The organism is Pseudomonas sp. NPDC089534 (genome assembly GCF_044749305.1).
Lineage (GTDB): Bacteria > Pseudomonadota > Gammaproteobacteria > Pseudomonadales > Pseudomonadaceae > Aquipseudomonas > Aquipseudomonas ekonensis.
This window is the reverse complement of record NZ_JBIVHR010000016.1, coordinates 38,487-58,817: the sequence shown is the minus strand read 5'-3', so window position 1 is coordinate 58,817 and position 20,331 is coordinate 38,487. Positions and strand designations below refer to the sequence as shown.

Here is a 20,331-nt window from a genome sequence, read left to right as displayed (position 1 = left end):
GGTTTTCCCTGCGACTGGAGCGGTTTCTTCCATGACATTCAGCGTACGCCCGGCCCGTGAATCGGACGCCTGCGCCCTGCCCGACCTGGAGCGGTCGGCGGCGCAGCTGTTCCGCCTCGACCCGTCCCTGGCGTGGCTGGCCGACGCCCCGGTGCCGGACGCCGAGGAGCACCGGCAGGCCATCCGAGCGTCACGGGTGTGGGTGGCGCAAAGCAATGACGGGCAACTTTCAGGCTTTCTGCGGGCGGTGGAAACCGACCGTCAACTGCATATCGAGGAACTGTCCGTCAGCCAACACTTTCAGGGTCAAGGCATCGGCCGCAAGTTATTGTCGGCGGCCATTGAACTGGCGCGCCGCGAACAACTTGCCGCGGTGACTCTGACGACCTTTCGTGATGTGCCGTGGAATGCGCCGTTCTATCAACGGATGGGGTTCGAGTTGTTGGGCCCGGAACAAACCGGCCCGCGTCTGAGCGAAGTTCTGAACAACGAAATCGCCCACGGATTGCCCGGCGAGCGCCGTTGCGCAATGGCGCTGACGCTGGGCTGACATCAGGCCGACGCCTTCAGGTCGACGCCCAACGCGTGGGCGAACGCCTTCACCAAGGGGCTGCGCACGGTGTTGTGGCGCAGGATCAGGCTGAACGGCGTGTCGATGTTGATCACCTGGGGGCGCACCGCCCGGAACTGCCCGGCCGCCACCCACGCGGCGGCGTAATGCTGAGGCAGGAAACCCACGAAACGCCCGGTCTTGATCAGCAGCGCCACGGCTTCGACCTGGGTCGCCGATGCGGAAAAACTGTCGTAGCGCGCATGGTTGAGCTTGTCCCGATGGATCGCGTACCGGTGGTTGATGCAGGCATGATCCAGCAGCACGTCGCTGCCCATCTGCGCCTCGGGCATGTCGAACAGCGGGTGGCCGACCGCGCAATAGACTTCCGAGCGTTCCTCATACAACGGGTAATAATCAAACTCTTCGCGCCGTTGATAGACCGGAACGATTCCGGCAACTAAGCGACCTTCCACCACCCCTCTTTCGACTTCATCCAGCTGGGTCGCCTGAAGTTGAAACCTTACTTTCGGCGACTCTTCATTCATGCGTTTAAGCGCTGCAACTAACGGCGAATTAACGTCACTGATCGTATTATCGATGACCCCCACTCCAAGATCACCGATCAGTTCATTCTGCGCTGAACTAAGCCGATCCCGAAAGTTGTCGACCGAGGCGAACAGGTCAATCGAGGCCTGATACACCAGACGCCCTTCTTCGGTCAGGTGGAACCCCTCGCGACCACGGGTGCACAGGCGCATGCCGATGCGGATCTCAAGGTCGGATATCTGCTTGCTGATGGCCGCAAGGCCCACGTTCAGCTCGTTCTGCGCGGCACTGAAGCCACCGGCCTCGACCACGGCCTTGAACACCTTGAGCAGTTTGAAATCCAGTCCGCTGAGGGCCAGCGGCGCCCGGTGGGCGGTCTTCACCGGTGGGTTTCCGGAATTGGAAAGTGGGGTTTCCATAATGCTGATTTACCTCTGGCGCAATGTTCAACAATCTGTGTCCAACAACAAAAACATCGCCGACCAATAATAATGAACACAGAAAACAAGGCTTGGCAACCGCCAAAAAATCCCGCACATCAGTGCCAACTCACTGATCGCAAAACATTAAAAGCTGACACTTCGATCAGCTCTCGCGACATTGCAACTGCCCTCTTGAAAACTGCTTTGGCCTGATTCCGTCCGCTGTTTTTTTCAGCGTGACCGGCAGGCCGTGCACACCGATTTCAGTTCGCGTTACCGACGAGGAAAACAACACATGTCTCAAGCCACCGACCGTCTCTGGGGCGCCCGTTTCAAAAGCGGCCCTTCCGCTGCCCTGGCGGCCCTGTCCCGTTGCCCCGAGCGCTATTTCCGCCTCACCCCGTACGACCTGGCGGGCTCCAAGGCCCATGCCGGCGAACTGCAGCGGGCCGGCCTGCTCGACGGGCAGGAAACCCGCACGATGATCGAGGCCCTGGACGGCATCGGTGCCGATTTCGCCGCCGGGCGCATCGCCCCGACCCTGGACGACGAAGACGTCCACACCTTCATCGAGCGCCTGCTGACCGAACGCCTCGGCGCCCTCGGCGGCAAGCTGCGCGCCGGGCGTTCGCGCAACGACCAGACCGCCAACGACCTGCGCCTGTTCCTGCGTGATCACGTGCGCACCCTGGCCGTGGAAGTCCTGGCCCTGCAACAGGCGCTGGTGGATCAGGCCGAACAGCACGTGGAAAGCATCTGCCCCGGTTTCACCCACCTGCAGCAGGCCCAACCGATCGTGTTCGCCCATCACCTGCTGGCCCACGCCCAGTCGATGCTGCGTGACGTGCAGCGGCTGGCGGACTGGGATGCGCGCACGTCGCTGTCGCCCCTGGGCGCCGCAGCCATGGCCGGTTCCGCCATCGCCCGCCAGCCGCAGCAGTCGGCCAAGGAAATGGGCTACGCCGGCGTCTGCGAGAACTCCATCGACGCCGTGGCCAGCCGTGACCACGTCGCCGAATTCCTGTTCATCGCCAGCATGCTGGGGATCAACATCTCGCGCCTGGCCGAAGAGTTCTGCCTGTGGTCGTCGCGCCAGTTCCGCTGGGTCGACCTGGACGATGCCTACGCCACCGGCAGCTCGATCATGCCGCAGAAGAAAAACCCGGACATCGCCGAACTGGCGCGGGGCAAGGCCGGACGCCTGATCGGCAACCTGACCGGCCTGCTGTCCACCCTCAAGTCCCTGCCGCTGTCGTACAACCGTGACCTGAGCGAGGACAAGAACGGCGTGCTCGACAGCGTCGACACCCTGCTGCTGGTGCTGCCGGCCATGGCCGGGATGGTCGCGACCATGACCGTCAACGTCGAGGAACTGCGGCGCCAGGCGCCGATGGGCTTCACCCTCGCCACCGAAGTCGCTGACTGGCTGGCGGTGCGCGGCGTGCCGTTCAAGGAAGCCCACGAGATCACCGGCGCCCTGGTGCAGGCCTGCGAGAAGCACGGCATCGAGCTGTGGGAAGCCTCGCCGGCCCTGCTGGCGGAAATCGACCCGCGCCTGACCGCCGACGTGCGCGACAGCCTGACCCTGGAAGCCGCCATCGCCGCCCGCAGCGGCTGGGGCGGCACCGCGCCGCAGCAGGTGCGCGAACAGATCGGCCGGCTCAAGACCGCCCTCGCGGCGCAGCAGGCGTGGACCGAAGACTACCGGGGCTTCCGCCTCTAGCAGCCACACCAAAAAACCTGTGGGAGCGAGCCTGCTCGCGATAGCGCCGGGTCAGGCAACCGCGATGTTGAAGGCGCCACCGCCATCGCGAGCAGGCTCGCTCCCACAGGGGAATGTGTTGGATTTGACAGTACAGTTCGGAGAAACACCATGAGCCAGACTCAGGCAGAACGACTCCAGGCGGAGCGCAAACTGGCGGAGAACCAGTTCGACATCACCCAGTACCAGCATGTGCCGCGGCGCTACTACGGGCGGATCTTTTTCGCCACCGTGATCGTCATCGCGCTCGTCGGCCTGGTGCGGGCCTTCGCCGAGGGCAAGATCGAATGGTCGTACATCGGCCAGTTCCTCACCTCCGAAGCGATCATGTGGGGCCTGTTCAACACCATCGTCATGGCCGTGCTGGCCATGGCCCTGGGCATCGTGTTCGGGGTGATCACGGCGATCATGCGCATGTCGGCCAACCCGATCCTGCGCTACGTGGCGCTGACCTACACCTGGCTGTTCCGGGGCACGCCGCTGATCCTGCAGCTGCTGCTGTGGTTCAACCTGGCGCTGATCTTCCCCACGGTCGGCATTCCCGGCCTGTTCGAGCTCGACACCGTGAGCCTGATGACGCCGTTCGTGGCCGCCCTGCTCGGCCTGAGCATCAACCAGGGCGCCTACACCGCCGAAGTGGTGCGCGCCGGCCTGCTGTCGGTGGACACCGGCCAATACGAAGCGGCCAAGTCGATCGGCATGCCGCGCTTGCAGGCGCTGCGCCGGATCATCCTGCCCCAGGCCATGCGCATCATCATTCCGCCGGTGGGCAACGAATTCATCGGCATGGTCAAGATGACCTCGCTGGCCAGCGTCATCCAGTACTCGGAACTGCTCTACAACGCCCAGAACATCTACTACGCCAACGCCCGGGTGATGGAGCTGCTGATCGTCGCCGGCATCTGGTACCTGGCCACCGTCACAGTGCTGTCCTTTGGTCAAAGCCGCCTGGAACGCCGTTTCGCTCGCGGCGCCGGCAAGCGCTCGTAAGCCGCGCAGGAGAATCGAACATGAGAAGCATCGTCAAGGCCGTGGCCCTGAACAAGTATTACGACCAGTACCACGCCCTCAAGGACATCAACATCGAGGTCGAGCAAGGCGAGGTGCTGTGCATCATCGGCCCGTCGGGCTCGGGCAAGAGCACCCTGCTGCGCTGCGTGAACCAGCTGGAGAAGATCGACAAGGGCGGCCTGTGGGTCGACGGCGAACTGGTGGGCTACCGCGTCGTCGGGCACAAGCTGCACGAACTGACCGAGACCCAGATCGCCCGCCAGCGCCTGGCCACCGGCATGGTGTTCCAGCGCTTCAACCTGTTTCCGCACATGACTGTGCTGCAGAACATCATCGAAGGCCCGTGCCAGGTGCTCAAGCGTTCGCCCAAGGAGGCCCACGAAGAGGCCCTGGAACTGCTGGCCCGGGTCGGCCTGGCCGACAAGCGCAACAGCTACCCGATCGAACTGTCGGGCGGCCAGCAGCAACGGGTGGCGATCGCACGCTCCATGGCCATGCGGCCCAAGCTGATGCTGTTCGATGAACCCACTTCGGCACTCGACCCGGAACTGGTCGGTGAGGTGCTGTCGGTGATGCGCGATCTGGCGCAGACCGGCATGACCATGATCGTCGTCACCCATGAACTGGGCTTCGCCAGGGAGGTTTCCAACCGCATGGTGTTCATGGACGGCGGCCAGATCGTGGAGGCTGGAAGCCCCGAAGAAATACTAATAAGCCCGCAAAACCCGCGCACCCAAAGCTTCATTTCTGCCGTTCGAACCTAAGGCCCCCTTGGCCTTCACAACACTCATAAGAGAACGTCCATGAAGAACTTCGTCATTCCAGCAGTACTCGCTTCGTTCATGTCCTGCGGTTTCGCCACCGCCGCCGACTTGCCGGCCAGCATCAAGGCCAAGGGCGAGATCGTCGTGGCGATCATGCCCAACTACCCGCCGATGGATTTCAAGGACCCGGCCACCAACCAACTCACCGGCCTGGACTACGACCTGGGCAACGCCCTCGCCGAGCGCCTGGGGGTCAAGATCAAATGGCAGGAGACCGGCTTCGAGCAGATGATCAACGCCCTGACCACCGACCGCGTGGACATGGTGCTGTCGGGCATGACCGACACCGCAGAGCGCCAGGCCAGCGTGACCTTCGTCGACTATTTCACCAGCGGCCCGCAGTTCTACACCTTGCAGAAGAACGCCGCGACCAACGAGATCATCGACCTGTGCGGCAAGAAAGTCGGCACCAGCCGCCGCACCACCTTCCCGGCGGAGATCGCCGAGTGGAGCAAGGCCAACTGCGAGGCGGCGGGCAAGCCTGCGATCAACGTGATCGGCACCGAGGGCTCGGCCGACGCCCGCGCACAGCTGCGCCAGAGCCGGATCGACGCGGCGATGCAGGGCAGCGAAACCCTGTCGTACCTCAAGACCCAGGAAAAGGACATGTACAAGACCGTCGGCCAGCCGATCTCCGTGCAGTTCACCGGCCTTGGCGTGAGCAAGAAAAAGCCTGAGCTGAGCGAGGCGGTGAAGGTCGCGCTGCAGAGCATGGTGGATGACGGCAGCTACGGCGCGATCCTGAAGAAGTGGGACCTGGAACTGGGCGCGATCAAGAACGTGACCGTCAACGCCGGCAAGTGAGCCTGCGGGAGCGGGCCTGATCGCGATGCTGATGCCGGATGTGCCGGCCTCATCGCGGGCAAGCCCGCTCCCACAGGAATCCCGGTCGTACACAGAACCCGGGCCCGACATTTAACCCTGTGGGAGCGGGCTTGCCCGCGATAGGGCCGGATCAGGCGACATCGCCGGCCAATGACACACCGCAAAGCCGCCCCCGCAAGGTCTTGTGTTTATCCATTGATGGTTGGAGTGCCTGTGATGTCCTCCCCGCTTCCCCCCACCTGGCCCGACGGCCGCAAAGCCTGTCTGGCGCTGGCCTTCGACCTCGACGGCCCCACCGGCGATGCCATGCTCAACGGCTCGATCTGGCGCAAGCCCGAGTATTTCGGCTTCGGCGGCTACGGCCCTTACCGTGCCTTGCCGCGCCTGCTCGACCTGCTAGACGCGTTCAGGCTGCCGACCACGTTCTTCGTCCCGGCCTGGGTCGTGGAGAACTGGCCAAGGCAATGCCAGGCCATCGTCGAGCGCGGCCATGAAGTGGCCTACCACGGCTACAAGCACGAATCCTTCTACGCCCTGACGCTCGACGAGCAGCAGGCCGTCATGCAGAAATCCCGCGAGGTGTTCTGGCAGCACCTGCACATCCGCGCCGAGGGTTTCCGCACCCCGTCCGGCGACTGGCGCGCCGAGACCCCGAAGATGCTCGCCGACAACGGCGTCATCTATTCCAGCAGCATGCGCGGCGACGACCGCCCGTACCTGGTCGACGTGCCCGGCCACGCCACGCCGCTGGTGGAGATCCCCGGCCGCTGGGAAATGGACGACTACGCCTCCCTGGCCTACACCCGCGCGCCGAACTTCCCGTCCGGCCTGGACCGCACCGCCAGCTACGCCCTGACCCTGGACAACTGGCAACGCGAGTACGACGGCGCGATGGACGAAGGGCTGTGCCTGACCACCCTGTTCCACCCGAAAATCACCGGCAAGCCAGGGCGCATCCTGCTGCTGGAACAACTCTTCGAACACATGCGCGAGCGTGACGACGTGTGGTTTGCCACCTGCCGCGACGTCGCCCGCTGGTGGCTCAAGGAGCATCACCATGACTGACGCCACCGTCTGGCCCGACGGCCAGCGCTGCGCCGTGGCGCTGACCGTCGACTACAACGACATCCACGGCATCCTCACCCAGGCTCCTGAAGTGGCCGGGCGCGACAAGACCTTGTCGGTGTGGCGCTACGGCACGCAACGGGGCGTCGAACGGCTGCTGCGGCTGTTCCAAGAACTGGGGGTGACCGCCACCTGGTTCGTCCCCGGCATCGTCGCCGAGGAAAACCCGCAGCACATCGCCGCGATCCTGGCCGGCGGACACGAAATCGCCTGCGCCGGCTACCGCCACCAGGACTACGACACGCTGGACCTGGCGGCGCAACGCGCAGACGTGGCCAAGGGCTGCGCGGCGCTGCAAGCGTTGACCGGCCAGCGCCCGAGCGGTTTCCGAATCCCCGCCGGCAACGGCGCGCCGGGGTTCATCGAAGCGCTGCGCGACGAAGGCATTCGCTGGTCGTCGTCATGGCGCGGCGACGACCTGCCGTTCGCCCACCCGACGGCGCCGGATGTGATCGAGCTGCCGCTGCACTACGAACTGGAAGACGAACCCTACTTCGCCTTCAACCTGAGCCCCGCCGTGCCGCCGGCCCAATCGCGGATCGCCTCGTACAGCCACACGTTGGGCAACCTGCTGATGGACTTCGCCGGTTTCCACCGCTTCGGCCTGTGCTACGTGCTGCGCCTGCACCCGGAAATCATCGCCACGCCGGGCCGGATCGGCGTGCTGCGCGAACTGCTGGAAAGCATCCGCCAGCACGGCGACGTGTGGATCGCCAGCGGTGCCGACATCGCCCGATGGTGGGCGCAGAAGGCGGAAACGGTGGGCGCGGATCATCCCGCCTCGGTGTATGAGCGGCATTATCGGGATTACCTCGCATGACAGAATCGATGCAGCGGTTGGCGCGGTTCTGCGTCGAGACCCGGTTTGAAGCACTGCCCGATGCGCTGGTGGCCCAGGCCAAGCGGCACATCCTCGACACCTTCGGCGCGGCGCTGGCCGGGGCAGACAGCGCCGTGGCGCTTCAGGCGCAACGGCTGTTCGCCAGCGACCCCGGAACCGTGCCGGTCTGGGGCACCTCACGGCGGGTCGGCGCCGGCCATGCCGCGTTGCTCAACGGCATCGCCGCCCACGCGCTGGAGCTGGACGACACCGGCGGCTGCGACCACTCCGGCGCCGTGGTGCTGCCGGCGGCGATGGCCGCGCTGGCGTTGGCGGAGCGCCCGGTGAGCGGTCGCGAATTCATCACCGCCGTGGTGATCGGCTACGAGATCGGCCGGCGGGTGCTGGAAGCCTGCGGCAGCTACTCGGCCCACAACGGCGCCGGCTGGCACTCGACCGCCACCTGCGGGGTGTTCGGCGCGGCGGCGGCCAGTGCGCGGATCCTCGGCCTGGACGCGGCGCAGACCGTGTCGGCGCTGGGCATCGCCGGCAGTTTCAGCGGCGGTCTGTGGGCGTTCATCCACGACGGTTCGCAGAGCAAGAAGCTGCACAGCGGCCGCGCCGCCGAAGGTGGGCTGCTTGCCGCCCGCTTCGCCCGCGAGGGGATCAGCGGGCCGTCGCAACTGTTCGATGACGTGTGGGGCGGCTTTCTCAAGACCCTCGCGCCCGGCACCGCGCAACCGGCGGCGCTGGAGGCGGACCTGGGCCGGGTGTGGAAACTCGCCCGCTGTTCGATCAAGCCGTATGCGGCGTGCCGCGGGACGCATTCGGCGATCGATGCGCTGGGGCTGTTGATGGAGCGGCTGGCGGTCGGGGCGTCTCAGGTGGAGGACGTCCAGGTGCGCCTGTGCGGCTTTTTGCAGGACATGTGCGGCGGGCGCGACACCGCTTCGCTGGCGGCGGCGCAGATGAGCCTGCCCTACGCCCTCGCGGCGCGGCTGGCGCACGGGCATTGCCGGCTCTCGGCCTACGACGACGCCCGGCGCGACGATCCGGACATTGCCCGGTGGATGACGCGGATTCGCCTTGAAGTGGACGGGCAACTGTCCGAGGATGGCGAGCCGGTCGTCAGCGTGCGCACCGTGGACGGGCGCGAGGCGAGCCTGTGCGTCGAGGTGCCGTTGGGCGCGCCGGGCAATCCGCTGAGCGATGCGGCGCTGGAGGAAAAGTTCTTCAGCCTGGCGCTGCGGGTGTTGCCTCAGGATCGGGCCGAAGGGTTGCTGGAGCGGTTGCGGAATCTGGAGTCGCTGGAATCGGTATCGGGGCTTGAGCGGTGGCTGACGTGATTGTTGAGTTGCCGGTTCTGGCCTCTTCGCGAGCAGGCTCGCTCCTACAGGGTTTTGCGGCGAGCTCAGGTTCTGCATCCGGCCGGGATTCCTGTGGGAGCCAGCCTGCTGGCGATGGCGATCCGACAGGCAACATCGGGGCTAGATGTGCAGGCCTCATCGCCAGCAGGCTGGCTCCCACAAGGGTTATGTGCCCGGCTCTGATTCTGCGTCCGGCCGGGATTCCTGTGGGAGCCAGCCTGCTGGCGATGAAGGCCACGCGGTTTCCAGTCGAGCAAAACACTATCTGAATAAGGACATTTGATTTTCCGTGGCCAAGTATTCGCTCGTTATCCGCCGTCTGATGATCGTCTCGCTGACCATCGTCGTCAGCCGCGCCATCACCAGCCCCCTGCTCACCCTGTTCCTGAGCCAGAAGCTGGGCCTCAACCAACAGGACGTCGGCCTGCTGCTGGGCATCGCGGTGTTCATCGCCACCCTGCTCGCGCTGTACGGCGGCTACATCATCGACCGTCTGGAAAAGCGCCGGCTGCTGATCCTGGCGATGCTCTCCAGCGCCGTCGGCTTCGTGCTGCTGACGTTCGCCCACAACCTGTACCTGACCACCGCCACGCTGGTGATCACCGAAACCGCCTCGGCGCTGTTCCTGATCGGCTCCAAGGCGATCCTCAGCGAACACCTGCCGATCAACCAGCGGGCCAAGGCCTTCTCCCTGCGCTACACCCTGACCAACATCGGCTACGCCACCGGCCCGATGCTCGGGGTGGTGATCGCCGGGGTGTATCCGATCGCGCCGTTCCTGATCGCCGCCGCCATCGCCTTCGCCAGCATCTTCCTGATGGTCGGCATCCCCAAGGACGCCAACCCCGTGGCCGTGATCGGCCAGCCCCAAAGCTTCCTCAAGACCCTGGTCACCCTGAAGAACGACCGCACCCTGATCATGTTCACCTGCGGCTGCCTGCTCAGCACCGTGGTGCACGGCCGCTTCACCCTGTACCTGTCGCAGTACCTGCTGGTGGTCGAGGACTCGCAGCAGGCCCTCAAGACCATGGCCGCCCTGCTCGCCTGCAACGCCATCGCGGTGATCCTGCTGCAATACCAGATCGGCCGGTTCCTCAGCCGGGAAAAGCTGCGCTACTGGATCGTCGCCGGCACCGGCCTGTTCATCGCAGGCCTCATCGGCTTCAGCCTGGCCGACAGCCTGGTGAGCTGGTGCGTCGCGATGTTCATCTTCACCCTCGGCGAGATGATCATTTACCCGTCCGAATTCCTGTTCGTCGACACCCTGGCCCCGGAGGAACTGCGCGGCAGCTACTACGGCGCGCAGAACCTGGCGGCCCTGGGAGGCGCCCTGAGCCCGGTGATCTGCGGCTTCCTGCTGATGCACACCCCGGCGCCGACCATGTTCTACGCCTTGAGCGCGTTGACCGCGATGGGCGGCTTCCTGTGCTTCATGAGCGGACGGCGGGTGGCCTTACTGCAAAAATAATGCACTGAAACTGCATTTATATGAATTTGTCAGCATCCAGTTTGCTTGGCACACTGTGCGCGTTCCTCCCCCAATAGTTGGAACGTTTCGAAGGACTTTCCGGATTCGACGGACAAGTCCTTTTTTTTGCCTTGCGCTTTTCCGTCCGCCCCAAGAGGAACACCTGTCCATGCTCGCCCGCTGGTTGCCCGCCGCCGTCAACACCCGTCCCACCGAATGGAGCCGAGCCGCCATCGGCATGGCCTTGGGCACGCTGGTCAGCGTCTGGGTGTGCAGCCAGGTGTTCGGCATCCAGGCCGCCTACCATGTGATGGGCCCGCTGGGCGCCTCGGCGGTGCTTCTGTTTGCGGTGTCCTCCGGCGCCCTGGCGCAACCGTGGTCGATCGTCGGCGGCTACCTGTGCGCCGGCACGGTCGCGCTGCTGGTGGCCCATGTGCTGGGCCGCACCCTGGGCAGCGCTTGCCTGGCGGCCGGCATGGCGCTGATCCTGATGTGCTGGCTGCGCTGCCTGCACCCTCCGGCCGGTGCGGTGGCCCTGACGATGGTGCTGGCCGATCCCGCCACCGTCGCCATGGACTGGACGGCCCTGGGGCCGGTGATGCTCAGCGCGGTGAGCCTGGTGGCCTGCGCGCTGGCCTACAACAACCTGACGCGCATCCGCTACCCCAAGCGCCCCGCCGAACCGGCCCCCGCCGTCGCCCCGGTCGACGCCCTGGCCATCACCGCCGAAGACCTGAAACGGGCGCTGGCCGACATGGAAGCCTTCATCGACGTCACCCCGCAGGACCTTGAGCAGTTGATCCATGCCAGCGAGCTGCATGCCAAACGGCGCAGCATCGGCGAAGTGCTCGGCGGTAAGGCCTGACCTCCAGCCGATCTCACGCCGCCGCTTGCTGCCGCGCCGGCACCGCCAGCGGCACCGCCCGCACCGACGCCCCGGCCGTCAGCCCCAGCGTGCCGGCGGTCTGCGCATCGACGATCAAGGTGCCCGCCGCCACCCGCGCCCGCGCGGCCGTGATCTTGCAGTCGGCGAACCCACGGTTGTGGATCAGCCAGGTGTCCGCCGCGTCCCCCGGTGTGCCGAGGCTCAGTTGCAGCACCTGGCTGTCGCGCACGGCGCGGATCTGGCCGGTGTCGCATTCGATCAGCGGACCGCCGTCGAAAATGTCGATGTAGTCGCGGTGCTCGAAGCCTTCGGCCTTGAGCATGCCCAGCGCCGGTTCGGTGTTGGGGTGGACGCGGCCGATCACCGCGCGGGCGGCTTCCGGCAGCAGGCAGGTGGGCAGCGGGAACTTGGGCATCAGTTCGGCGATGAAGGTCTTGTTGCCCAGGCCGGTGAGGTAATCGGCGTCGGCGAAATCCATTTTGAAGAAGTGCCGGCCCAACCCTTCCCAGAACGGCGACACCCCGTTCTCGTCCGAATAGCCGCGCATTTCGGCGATGACCTTGTCGCCGAAGCGCTCGCGGAACTCCGCCAGGAACAGGAACCGCGCCTTGGACAGCAAGCGGCCGTTGACGCCGCTGCGGTGGTCGGCGTGCAGGAACAGCGAGCACAGCTCCGATTGGCCGGTCATGTCGTTGCCCAGAAACAGCGTGGGCAGTTGCTGGTTGATGCCGAGGTTCTTCGACGCCGCCACGAACAGCCCCAACCGGTAGTTGTACCAGGGCTCGCGCAGGCCCACCGCGCCGGCCAGCGCGCAGATGCCGATGGCCTCGCCTTGCGGGTTCTGCAGCACGAACAGGTAATCGGCATCGGCCCGGGAGGCTTCTTTGGCGAAGGTTTTCGCCGCCCAGTCCAGGCGCTGGCGCAAACGGGCCGCGTCGGCGGGCAAGGTGGTCAAACCGGCGCCGGCGCTGTGGGCCAGGGCCAGCAAGGCGGGCAAGTCATCGGGGGTGGCGGGACGGACGATCATCGGGTGTGCTCCTTGGCGGTCAGCGGTTGCGGCTCGCGTTTTGGGAAAAACACTTCGGCCAACATGCAGCGTGCGCTGCCGCCGCCGATGCGTTCGATGGTGTCGATGTTCACCGGCAGCGGCGTGGCCAGGCTTTCGAGGGTGCGGCGCTGGGCGGGATCCAGCGATCGCCACGCGGTGCGCGACATCACCAGCAGCGGCTCGCCGGCGGCGTTGCGGACTTCGAGCATGTTGCCGGCGAAGGATTCGAGCTGGGCCCAGTCCAGGGCGATCACCTGCTTGCCGGTCTCCTCCAGCCGCGCGCGCAGCGCCTGGCGCTCGCCGGCATGGGCGACACTGTCCAGGCAGGCCACGGCCAACCGGGTGCCGACGCTCATCATCACGTTGGTGTGGTAGATCGCCACGCCCTGGCGGTCGACGGCGTTGAAGGCGCACAGCGAATAGCCCAACTGCTCGACCGCCTGCTCCAGGGCATGGCCGTGGGTGCGCGTGGAGTAGCCGGCGTAGCAGATGCGCTGCTGACGGTCGAGCACCATGCTGCCGGTGCCCTCCAGAAAGACCTCTTGGCGCTCCAGCCCGGAAAGATCCACCAGGCGCTCGACCCGGTAGGTTTCGCCCAGCCAGTCGAGCACGCCTTTGTCGCGTTCCAGCCGGCGGTTCTGCCCTTGCATCGGGTACAGCACCAGCGTGCCGTCGGGGTGGCTGCTCCACCAGTTGTTGGGGAAGATCGAGTCGGGGGTGTGCGGGGCTTCGCGGTCGTTGTGCACCAGCACCTCGACCCCGTGCCCGCGCAGTGCGGCGACATAGCCGTCGAATTCCTGCAAGGCCTTGAGCTGCACGTCTTCGGCGTGCTCCGCCGGGCGCTGGAAGCGGTTGTTCGCCGCCGTGTCCTGGTTGAAGGAGAAGCGTGTCGGGCGAATCATCAAAACGGTGTTGGTGGTCTGCATGGGCACGGAACCGATGAGGGTTGGGAGGTGCCCATTGTCTGTTCCGGCCCGGAGCAAACCCGGTTGTTGCGCCGACCGCCAGTGATGGAAACGGTCGAAATCGGCTGTTTGCCCAGCCGATTCGGCAGGCGCCCGGACAAAAAAAACCGCAGCCTGCGGGCTGCGGTCTTGGTGTCGGATCGGCTCACTCCATGGTGGTTTTGACCGTCGCCAGTTCCGGGTGGCTGACCAGTTTGTCGATGTGCAGGTCCGGGTCGTCGAACCACACCTCGGTCAGCACCCGGTAGTGTTCCATGTCCCGGCAGCGCATGCGCAGGCTGTAGTCGAACGCGCCGCTGACCAGCCGGCATTCGAGCACCTGCGGGCAGGCGCGCACCTTGGCCTCGAAGGCTTTCTGCGCCGCCCGCCCGCTCTGGTTCGACAGCGCCACCAGCACCAGCAGCGACAGCCCCGGCGTCAGTTTCTTCTCGTCGAGAATCGCCCCGTAGCCCCGGATGACGCCAAGCTGTTCAAGCTTGCGCACCCGTTCCAGGCAAGGCCTGGGCGTCAGGTGCACGCGCTCGGAGAGCTTTTGATAGGTGATGCGCCCTTCGTGGCGCAGCACTTCGATGATGGCCTGATCGATCCGATCAAGCACGATCGTCAGATCGCGGATGTCCGCCATGTATCCCTTGCCTCACTTCAAACGACCCGATAGGAATTGCTGCAAACGCTCGCTGCGCGGCCGGTCGAGCAGGCTCGCGTCGCCCTGCTCCTCCACCCGTCCCTGGTGCAGGAACAGCACCTGGCTGGACACCTGCCGGGCAAAGCCCATTTCGTGGGTGACCATCAGCATGGTGCGCCCCTCTTCGGCCAGGGCCTGAATCACTTTCAGCACTTCGCCGACCAGTTCCGGATCCAGCGCCGAGGTAGGCTCGTCGAACAGCAGGATCTCCGGCTCCACCGCCAGCGCCCGGGCGATGGCCACCCGCTGTTGCTGGCCGCCGGAGAGGAACGCCGGGTACTGCTGCGCCACCCGCTGCGGCAGGCCGACCTTGTCCAGGTAGGCCAGTGCCCGTTCTTCGGCTTCCTTGCGGCTTTCGCCCAACACCCGGCAGGGCGCAAGCACGATGTTCTCCAGCACGGTCAGGTGGCTCCACAGGTTGAAATGCTGGAACACCATCGCCAGACGCGTGCGCAGCGACTGCAACTGTTTGGGGTTGGCCACCCGCATGCCGCCGGCACCCTGCCGGGTGAGGATCCGCTCGCCGTCCAGGGTGATGGCGCCCTCGTCCGCCCGCTCCAGAAAGTTGATGCAACGCAGCATAGTGCTTTTGCCCGAACCGCTGGCGCCGATCATGCTCACCACATCGCCGGCCCGCGCGTTCAACGAGACGCCCTTGAGCACTTCATTGTCACCGAAGCGCTTGTACAGATTTTCTACCGTCAGCTTATACATGGATGAATCTCCGGGAGCCGCCCCGGACCGGCGCGGCTCTGGGTAAAAAAGATCAGTGGGCCGGGCCGAGGAAGTTCAGCCAGCGCCGCTCCGTCAGGCGGAACGCGCCGACCAGGCCGAACGACAGCGCGAGGTACAGCAGGCCGGCGATGCCGAACGCCTGAAAGGTCATGAACGTCGCGGCGTTGGCGTCCCGGGCGACCTTGAGGATGTCGGGGATGGTGGCCGTGAACGCCACCGAGGTGGCGTGCAGCATCAGGATCACTTCGTTGCTGTAGTACGGCAGCGCCCGGCGCAGCGCCGACGGCAGGATCAGCCGCCGGTACAGGCGCCAGCCGCTGAGGCCGTAGGCGTGGGCCGCTTCGATCTCGCCGTAGGGGATGCTGCGGATCGCCCCGGCGAAGATCTCCACGGTGTAGGCGCAGGTGTTCAGGGTGAAGGCCAGCAACGTGCAGTTCATCGCATCGCGGAAAAACGCTTCGAGCAGCGGCTGCGAGCGCACCGCGGCGATGCCGTAGATCCCGCTGTAGCAGATCAGCAACTGGATATACAGCGGCGTGCCGCGGAACACGTAGGTGAACAGCTGCACCGGCCAGCGCACCACGCCCAAGCGCGAGACGCGCATGACCGCCAAAGGCAGCGACAGGCAGAACCCCATCGCGATGCTCGCCACCAGCAGCCAGAGGGTCATCGCCAGGCCGGTCAGGGCCTCGCCGTCGCTGAACAGGAAGGGTTTCCAGTATTCGGCTATCAGTTCGATCATCGCGCCATCCCCCGCACGCCCTGGTTGTAGCGGCGCTCCAGCGCGCGCAGCACGTAATTGGAGGCGCTGGTGATCAGCAGGTACAGCGCCGCCGCCAGCAGCAGGAAGTCGAGCATGTTGAACGTGCTCTTGCCCGCTTCCTGGGCCACCTTGACCAGGTCCGACAGGCCGATGATCGACACCAGCGCCGTGGCCTTGAGCAGCACCAGCCAGTTGTTGCCCAGGCTCGGCAAGGCGAAGCGCATCATCTGCGGGAACACCACGAAACGGAAACGCTGCCAGCGGTCGAGGCCGAAGCTCGCGGCGGCCTCCTGCTGACCCCGCGGCACGCTGAGGATCGCCCCGCGGAAGGTCTCGGTGAAATACGCGCCGTAGATGAAGCCGAGGGTGACGATGCCGGCCACGAACGGATCGATCTCCAGGTACGGCCAGCCCATCAGTTCGGTGAGGCTGCTCACCCAGCCCTGCAGGCTGTAGAAGATCAGCAGCATCAGCACCAGGTCCGGCACGCCGCGGATCAGCGTGGTGTAGAACGTCGCCGGCAGGTTCAGCAGCTTGAGCGGCGACAGCTTGGCCGCCGCCCCCAACAGGCCCAGGGCCATGCTCACCAGCAGCGCCAGCGCCGACAGTTGCAGGGTCACCCATGTGCCGTGCAGCAACAGCGGGCCGTAGCCTTGCAGGCTCGACAGATCGAGCCCGATCCAACTCAGGAAGTCATTCACGCCAGTCACCTGTCGTTTGCCGCCCGCCTCCGTGCGCTGCGCGCTTGGACAGCACACAGGGCGCGGCGGGCGCGGGGATCAGTTGTTGTAGAGGTCCAGGTCACCGAAGTGCTTGCGCTGGATCTGCGCGTAGATGCCCTTGTCATGCAGGGCCTGGATGGCGGCGTTGAGCATGCCCTTGAGTTCGTCGTTGCCCTGGCGCACGCCGATGGCGATGTCCGACGGGATCAAGGGGTCGCTGATGCCTTCGCTGTTCTGGAACGGCGCGCCCTGGGGCGACGCGAGGAAACTCATCTGCGCCTGCAGCTTGTCCTGGATCGACGCGTCGAGGCGGCCGAACACCAGGTCGGCGTAGACCTGATCCTGATTCTGGTAGGCCCGCAGCTTGACCCCGGCCGGCCCCAGGCGCGCCTTGGCGTAGGCTTCCTGGATCGTGCCCTGCATGTAACCGAGGGTCTTGCCCTTGAGGGATTCGCCGGTGGGCAGCAGGCCCGAGTCCTTGCGGGTGACGATGGCGGTGGGCCCGGCGTACAGGCGGTCGGTGAAGTCGATCTGCTTCTTGCGCGCGTCGGTCACGGTCATCGACGACTCGATGGCATCGAACTTGCCGGCCTTGAGCGCCGGGATCAGCCCGTCGAAGTCATTGCTGACCCACACGCACTTGACCTTCAGCTCGGCGCAGATCGCATTGCCCAGATCGACGCCGAAGCCCTGCACGCCGCCGTCGGCGGTGGTCGATTCAAAGGGCGGGTAACTGGGGTTGACGCCGAACCGCAGCTCTTTCCATTCCTTCGCATAGGCGCCGGAGGTGCAGCACAGCAACGCGAGTACGGACACGCTCAGCCATTTGGTTTTCATCTTCTTGAGTCCTGATCTGTCTGGAATTGTCGCGGCCGCGCCGGTCGGCCGCCTTTATGGGCAGGAACAGAAAGTCGATGCGGCTCGCGCCGCAACAGCGTTCTTGTTGTTTTTGTTCCGGGACATGCGTGATGCCCGTGCTGAAACCCTTGGCGCAGAGCGCTCGGGATCCGGGGGCCAGAATGCCAACAGACGGTCGGCGGCAGGTGTCGTATGGGGCGGCGGCGACCCCTCTATTGTGCTGATAACGGCGCCTTCACAGCCGATTCTGTCGCAGACGCCGAAGATCCGGGGCCAACGGCCGCGCACCGCACCCGGCATGACAAAAATGCAGACAGCCCCTGCACAGATCCCGGTTGTGCACGGCAAATTTGCACTGTTACGATCCGGCAACGCTCGCGCGCGAGCCCACCGTACACACCGCACAAAAAACAATAAAAGCAGGGAGTTACTGATGACTGCTCAGGCTTCATCCCCGCGGACGCCGTCCATGGATGCCACACAGAACGACGTGCTGGCCGAGGTTCGCAATCACATCGGTCACCTGACCCTCAACCGCCCCGCCGGCCTCAACGCCTTGACCCTGGACATGGTCCGCCAGTTGCAGCGGCACCTGGACGCCTGGGCCGGCGACGACCATGTCCGCGCCGTCGTGCTGCGCGGCGCCGGCGAGAAAGCGTTCTGCGCCGGCGGCGATATCCGTTCCCTCTACGACAGCCACAAAACCGGCGACACGCTGCACGAAGACTTCTTCGTCGAGGAATACGCCCTCGACCTGACGATCCACCGCTACCGCAAGCCGGTGCTGGCGCTGATGGACGGCTTTGTCCTGGGCGGCGGCATGGGCCTGGTGCAAGGCGCGGACCTGCGGGTGGTCACCGAGAAAAGCCGCCTGGCGATGCCGGAAACGGCCATCGGTTACTTCCCGGATGTCGGCGGCAGCTACTTCCTGCCGCGCATCCCCGGCGAGCTGGGGATCTACCTGGGCGTCACCGGGGTGCAGGTCCGCGCCGCCGATGCGCTGTACTGCGGGTTGGCGGACTGGTATCTGGAAAGCGCCGGGCTCGCGGCGCTCGACGACCGGCTCGACAGCCTCGAATGGCGCGACACGCCGCTCAAGGATCTGCAGAGCCTGCTGGCCCGGCACGCCGTGCAGACCCTGCCCGACGCGCCGCTGCAGGCCCTGCGTCCGGCCATCGACCATTTCTTCGCGTTGCCTGACGTGCCGAGCATCGTCGAGCAGTTGCGGGCCGTGACCGTCGCCGACAGCCACGAATGGGCGACCGCCACCGCCGACCTGATGGAGACCCGTTCGCCGCTGGCCATGGCCGTGACCCTGGAGATGCTGCGCCGGGGCCGTCACCTGAGCCTGGACAACTGCTTCGCCCTCGAACTGCACCTGGACCGGCAGTGGTTCGAGCGCGGCGACCTGATCGAGGGCGTACGCGCCCTGCTGATCGACAAAGACAAATCCCCACGCTGGAACCCGCCCACCCTCAAGGCGCTGGACGCCGGGCGGGTCGCGGGTTTCTTCCACGGTTTCGCAGAGAGCGGGAGCTGAGCCATGCACGATCTCGAATTGACTGAAGAACAGGTAATGATCCGCGACATGGCCCGGGACTTTGCCCGCGGCGAAATCGCACCCCACGCGCAAGCCTGGGAAAAGGCCGGCTGGATCGACGACGGCCTGGTGGCGAAGATGGGCGCACTGGGCCTGCTGGGCATGGTGGTGCCGGAAGAATGGGGCGGCACCTACGTCGACTACGTCGCCTATGCCCTGGCGGTGGAAGAAATCTCCGCCGGCGACGGCGCCACCGGCGCGTTCATGAGCATCCACAACTCGGTGGGCTGCGGCCCGGTGCTCAACTACGGCAGCGAAGCCCAGAAAGAAACCTGGCTGACGGACCTGGCCAGCGGCCAGGTCATCGGCTGCTTCTGCCTGACCGAACCCCAGGCCGGCTCCGAAGCGCACAACCTGCGCACCCGCGCCGAACTGCGCGACGGCCACTGGGTGATCAACGGCGCCAAGCAGTTCGTCAGCAACGGCAAGCGGGCCAAGCTGGCCATCGTGTTCGCGGTGACCGACCCGGAGCTGGGCAAGAAAGGCCTCTCGGCGTTCCTGGTGCCCACCGACACGCCGGGCTTCACCGTTGACCGCAGCGAACACAAGATGGGCATCCGCGCCTCGGACACCTGCGCCGTGACCCTCAGCGATTGCCGCATCCCCGAGGCCAACCTGCTGGGCGAGCGCGGCAAGGGCCTGGCCATCGCGTTGTCCAACCTTGAGGGCGGCCGCATCGGCATCGCCGCCCAGGCCCTGGGCATCGCCCGCGCGGCCTTCGAGGCGGCGCTGGCCTATGCCCGTGAGCGCGTGCAGTTCGGCACGCCGATCATCGAACACCAGAGCATCGCCAACCTGTTGGCGGACATGCACATGCAACTGAATGCCGCCCGGCTGATGATCCTGCACGCCGCCCGCCTGCGCACCGCCGGCAAGCCGTGCCTGTCCGAGGCCTCGCAGGCCAAGCTGTTCGCCTCGGAAATGGCCGAGAAGGTCTGCTCGTCGGCGATCCAGATCCATGGCGGGTACGGGTATCTGGAGGATTACCCGGTGGAGAAATACTACCGGGACGCGCGGATCACCCAGATCTACGAAGGGTCGAGCGAGATCCAGCGCATGGTCATCGCCCGCGAGCTGAGGCACTACCCGCTCTGAAACAAAAAGACCGCAGCCTGCATAAGGCTGCGGTCTTTCTCTGAAAGGTGTCGGGTCGGCGGCATTTGTGTCGGCTGACACTCCGCTATCGCGAGCAGGCTCGCTCCCACATGGGTTTTGTGTTGCAACTCAAACTGTGGGAGCCAGCCTGCTGGCGATGGCGGTGGGTCATCGACATCTCTGTCGGCTGACACTCCGCCATCGCGGGCAAGCCCGCTCCCACAGGACTTGTGCCTGGCACATCATCGGTG

20 protein-coding genes are annotated in these 20,331 nt (G+C 65.6%); 12 read left to right on the top strand and 8 right to left on the bottom strand.

Annotation, left to right across the window (positions count from 1 at the left end):
- Window positions 1-31: 31 nt before the first annotated feature.
- Window positions 32-550: a GNAT family N-acetyltransferase gene (locus ACIP0B_RS07180; protein WP_400830812.1), complete on the top strand. Its 519-nt coding sequence runs from the start codon at window positions 32-34 to the stop codon at window positions 548-550.
- 2 nt (window positions 551-552) lie between these two features.
- Here ACIP0B_RS07180 and ACIP0B_RS07175 read toward each other — a convergent pair whose 3' ends face one another.
- Window positions 553-1,518 (bottom strand): LysR family transcriptional regulator, encoded by a 966-nt coding sequence (locus ACIP0B_RS07175; protein WP_400830811.1) that lies wholly within the window; start codon window positions 1,516-1,518, stop codon window positions 553-555.
- Window positions 1,519-1,816: 298 nt separating this feature from the next.
- Here ACIP0B_RS07175 and argH point away from each other — a divergent pair, with 298 nt between their 5' ends.
- The 9 genes from argH (at window position 1,817) to ACIP0B_RS07130 (ending at window position 11,588) form a co-directional block, all read left to right on the top strand.
- Window positions 1,817-3,244 carry an argininosuccinate lyase gene (gene argH, locus ACIP0B_RS07170; protein ID WP_400830809.1) on the top strand — a complete coding sequence of 476 codons (1,428 nt, stop codon included), beginning with the start codon at window positions 1,817-1,819 and terminating at the stop codon, window positions 3,242-3,244.
- Between the two features lie 150 nt (window positions 3,245-3,394).
- Window positions 3,395-4,273 carry an amino acid ABC transporter permease gene (locus ACIP0B_RS07165; RefSeq protein WP_400830808.1) on the top strand — a complete coding sequence of 293 codons (879 nt, stop codon included), beginning with the start codon at window positions 3,395-3,397 and terminating at the stop codon, window positions 4,271-4,273.
- A gap of 20 nt (window positions 4,274-4,293) precedes the next feature.
- On the top strand, window positions 4,294-5,058 hold the full coding sequence (locus tag ACIP0B_RS07160; RefSeq protein WP_400830806.1) for an amino acid ABC transporter ATP-binding protein: 765 nt from the start codon (window positions 4,294-4,296) through the stop codon (window positions 5,056-5,058).
- Window positions 5,059-5,097: 39 nt separating this feature from the next.
- Window positions 5,098-5,922, top strand: a complete 825-nt coding sequence (locus tag ACIP0B_RS07155) for an ABC transporter substrate-binding protein (RefSeq protein ID WP_400830805.1) — start codon at window positions 5,098-5,100, stop codon at window positions 5,920-5,922.
- A gap of 237 nt (window positions 5,923-6,159) precedes the next feature.
- A complete protein-coding gene (locus ACIP0B_RS07150) occupies window positions 6,160-7,008 on the top strand; it encodes a polysaccharide deacetylase (protein ID WP_400830804.1) in 849 nt (282 codons plus the stop codon).
- Window positions 7,001-7,888: a polysaccharide deacetylase gene (locus ACIP0B_RS07145; protein ID WP_400830802.1), complete on the top strand. Its 888-nt coding sequence runs from the start codon at window positions 7,001-7,003 to the stop codon at window positions 7,886-7,888. The genes ACIP0B_RS07150 and ACIP0B_RS07145 overlap by 8 nt, the downstream gene beginning before the upstream one ends.
- The gene (locus ACIP0B_RS07140; protein ID WP_400830801.1) at window positions 7,885-9,234 is read left to right on the top strand and encodes an MmgE/PrpD family protein; all 1,350 of its coding nucleotides are present in this window, start codon (window positions 7,885-7,887) and stop codon (window positions 9,232-9,234) included. Before ACIP0B_RS07145 ends, ACIP0B_RS07140 begins: the two co-directional genes overlap by 4 nt.
- A gap of 310 nt (window positions 9,235-9,544) precedes the next feature.
- Window positions 9,545-10,723, top strand: a complete 1,179-nt coding sequence (locus ACIP0B_RS07135) for an MFS transporter (RefSeq protein ID WP_400830799.1) — start codon at window positions 9,545-9,547, stop codon at window positions 10,721-10,723.
- 169 nt (window positions 10,724-10,892) lie between these two features.
- Window positions 10,893-11,588 (top strand): HPP family protein, encoded by a 696-nt coding sequence (locus ACIP0B_RS07130; RefSeq protein WP_400830797.1) that lies wholly within the window; start codon window positions 10,893-10,895, stop codon window positions 11,586-11,588.
- 13 nt (window positions 11,589-11,601) lie between these two features.
- Here the strand turns inward: ACIP0B_RS07130 and astA are convergent, their stop codons facing one another.
- From astA to ACIP0B_RS07095, 7 genes are all read right to left on the bottom strand, one after another.
- Window positions 11,602-12,636, bottom strand: coding sequence for an arginine N-succinyltransferase (gene astA, locus ACIP0B_RS07125; protein ID WP_400830796.1), 1,035 nt, complete (start codon window positions 12,634-12,636; stop codon window positions 11,602-11,604).
- A complete protein-coding gene (gene ctlX / locus ACIP0B_RS07120) occupies window positions 12,633-13,583 on the bottom strand; it encodes a citrulline utilization hydrolase CtlX (RefSeq protein ID WP_400830794.1) in 951 nt (316 codons plus the stop codon). Before ctlX ends, astA begins: the two co-directional genes overlap by 4 nt.
- A gap of 184 nt (window positions 13,584-13,767) precedes the next feature.
- Entirely contained in the window at window positions 13,768-14,247 is a 480-nt protein-coding gene (locus ACIP0B_RS07115; protein WP_400830792.1) for an Lrp/AsnC family transcriptional regulator, read from the bottom strand.
- A 12-nt stretch (window positions 14,248-14,259) separates the two neighbouring features.
- Complete coding sequence (locus ACIP0B_RS07110; RefSeq protein ID WP_085639621.1) at window positions 14,260-15,021, bottom strand: ABC transporter ATP-binding protein; 762 nt, start codon at window positions 15,019-15,021, stop codon at window positions 14,260-14,262.
- 52 nt (window positions 15,022-15,073) lie between these two features.
- Window positions 15,074-15,784 carry an ABC transporter permease gene (locus tag ACIP0B_RS07105; RefSeq protein ID WP_400830789.1) on the bottom strand — a complete coding sequence of 237 codons (711 nt, stop codon included), beginning with the start codon at window positions 15,782-15,784 and terminating at the stop codon, window positions 15,074-15,076.
- Window positions 15,781-16,506 (bottom strand): ABC transporter permease, encoded by a 726-nt coding sequence (locus ACIP0B_RS07100; protein ID WP_400830787.1) that lies wholly within the window; start codon window positions 16,504-16,506, stop codon window positions 15,781-15,783. Before ACIP0B_RS07100 ends, ACIP0B_RS07105 begins: the two co-directional genes overlap by 4 nt.
- A 78-nt stretch (window positions 16,507-16,584) precedes the next feature.
- A complete protein-coding gene (locus tag ACIP0B_RS07095; RefSeq protein ID WP_400830785.1) occupies window positions 16,585-17,364 on the bottom strand; it encodes a transporter substrate-binding domain-containing protein in 780 nt (259 codons plus the stop codon).
- Window positions 17,365-17,818: 454 nt separating this feature from the next.
- On the opposite strand from ACIP0B_RS07095, the gene ACIP0B_RS07090 reads away from it, so the two are divergent.
- The gene (locus ACIP0B_RS07090) at window positions 17,819-18,925 is read left to right on the top strand and encodes an enoyl-CoA hydratase/isomerase family protein (RefSeq protein WP_400830783.1); all 1,107 of its coding nucleotides are present in this window, start codon (window positions 17,819-17,821) and stop codon (window positions 18,923-18,925) included.
- Between the two features lie 3 nt (window positions 18,926-18,928).
- A complete protein-coding gene (locus ACIP0B_RS07085) occupies window positions 18,929-20,080 on the top strand; it encodes an acyl-CoA dehydrogenase family protein (RefSeq protein WP_400830781.1) in 1,152 nt (383 codons plus the stop codon).
- Window positions 20,081-20,331 lie beyond the last annotated feature (251 nt).

Excerpts from the sequence above, each read along its gene's own strand:
- ACIP0B_RS07095 (WP_400830785.1), bottom strand. The coding sequence starts at position 17,364 with ATGAAAACCAAATGGCTGAGCGTGTCCGTACTCGCGTTGCTGTGCTGC.
- ctlX (WP_400830794.1), bottom strand. The coding sequence starts at position 13,583 with ATGCAGACCACCAACACCGTTTTGATGATTCGCCCGACACGCTTCTCC.
- ACIP0B_RS07175 (WP_400830811.1), bottom strand. The coding sequence starts at position 1,518 with ATGGAAACCCCACTTTCCAATTCCGGAAACCCACCGGTGAAGACCGCC.
- ACIP0B_RS07090 (WP_400830783.1), top strand. The coding sequence starts at position 17,819 with ATGACTGCTCAGGCTTCATCCCCGCGGACGCCGTCCATGGATGCCACA.
- ACIP0B_RS07145 (WP_400830802.1), top strand. The coding sequence starts at position 7,001 with ATGACTGACGCCACCGTCTGGCCCGACGGCCAGCGCTGCGCCGTGGCG.
- ACIP0B_RS07160 (WP_400830806.1), top strand. The coding sequence starts at position 4,294 with ATGAGAAGCATCGTCAAGGCCGTGGCCCTGAACAAGTATTACGACCAG.
- argH (WP_400830809.1), top strand. The coding sequence starts at position 1,817 with ATGTCTCAAGCCACCGACCGTCTCTGGGGCGCCCGTTTCAAAAGCGGC.
- ACIP0B_RS07105 (WP_400830789.1), bottom strand. The coding sequence starts at position 15,784 with ATGATCGAACTGATAGCCGAATACTGGAAACCCTTCCTGTTCAGCGAC.
- ACIP0B_RS07085 (WP_400830781.1), top strand. The coding sequence starts at position 18,929 with ATGCACGATCTCGAATTGACTGAAGAACAGGTAATGATCCGCGACATG.
- astA (WP_400830796.1), bottom strand. The coding sequence starts at position 12,636 with ATGATCGTCCGTCCCGCCACCCCCGATGACTTGCCCGCCTTGCTGGCC.
- ACIP0B_RS07140 (WP_400830801.1), top strand. The coding sequence starts at position 7,885 with ATGACAGAATCGATGCAGCGGTTGGCGCGGTTCTGCGTCGAGACCCGG.
- ACIP0B_RS07165 (WP_400830808.1), top strand. The coding sequence starts at position 3,395 with ATGAGCCAGACTCAGGCAGAACGACTCCAGGCGGAGCGCAAACTGGCG.
- ACIP0B_RS07155 (WP_400830805.1), top strand. The coding sequence starts at position 5,098 with ATGAAGAACTTCGTCATTCCAGCAGTACTCGCTTCGTTCATGTCCTGC.
- ACIP0B_RS07130 (WP_400830797.1), top strand. The coding sequence starts at position 10,893 with ATGCTCGCCCGCTGGTTGCCCGCCGCCGTCAACACCCGTCCCACCGAA.
- ACIP0B_RS07180 (WP_400830812.1), top strand. The coding sequence starts at position 32 with ATGACATTCAGCGTACGCCCGGCCCGTGAATCGGACGCCTGCGCCCTG.
- ACIP0B_RS07110 (WP_085639621.1), bottom strand. The coding sequence starts at position 15,021 with ATGTATAAGCTGACGGTAGAAAATCTGTACAAGCGCTTCGGTGACAAT.
- ACIP0B_RS07150 (WP_400830804.1), top strand. The coding sequence starts at position 6,160 with ATGTCCTCCCCGCTTCCCCCCACCTGGCCCGACGGCCGCAAAGCCTGT.
- ACIP0B_RS07115 (WP_400830792.1), bottom strand. The coding sequence starts at position 14,247 with ATGGCGGACATCCGCGATCTGACGATCGTGCTTGATCGGATCGATCAG.